The following is a 552-nucleotide window of genomic DNA, read 5'->3' as shown; positions in this document are numbered from 1 at the left end:
CATCACTAGCCATCGACGATATTCCCCATTGTGACTGAATCCATCTGGAACAAGACCCTACGCTGGTTGGAAAGCGACATCCCTGAAAAGGACATCAATACCTGGTTGCGTCCGCTCAAAGGCCAGAACCACGGCCAGTGGTTCGAACTGGTCGCGCCTAACCAAGTGGTGCTGGAACAAGTCAAAGGTCGCTACCACGACCGCATACTGGAAACCCTGCGTGACATCACCTCTGGGCGCGTCTCCGAACTGCGCTTTCGGGTCGGCAGTGATGAAGCGGAAGAGCCGCGCAAAACCAGCACCAGCAGGAACCCGTTTCAAGGCAGTCGGCTTAATTCACGCTACGTGTTTGATAATTTTGTCCGGGGCCAGTCCAACCAAATCGCCAAAGCCGCCGCCGAACAAGTCGCGGCCAACCCTGGCCAGGCCTACAACCCGCTGCTGATCTGTGGCAGTACCGGGCTCGGCAAAACCCACTTGATGCATGCCATCGGTAACGCGCTGCGGGAAACCAACCCCGGATTTCGTGTGGTTTTCCTGGCCGTGGAGCGC

1 protein-coding gene is annotated in these 552 nt (G+C 57.4%); it reads left to right on the top strand.

Going from position 1 to position 552, the window contains the following annotated elements:
- Positions 1–30 precede the first annotated feature (30 nt).
- A partial coding sequence (locus tag M1V25_RS10300) for a DnaA ATPase domain-containing protein (RefSeq protein WP_498843230.1) occupies positions 31–552 on the top strand: 522 nt, incomplete at its 3' end.

Source organism: Candidatus Nebulibacter yamunensis (assembly GCF_024208055.1).
GTDB lineage: Bacteria > Pseudomonadota > Gammaproteobacteria > Francisellales > Francisellaceae > Caedibacter > Caedibacter lacustris.
The sequence above is the reverse complement of the archived record's forward strand: the minus strand, read 5'-3'. Positions and strand labels throughout refer to the sequence as shown.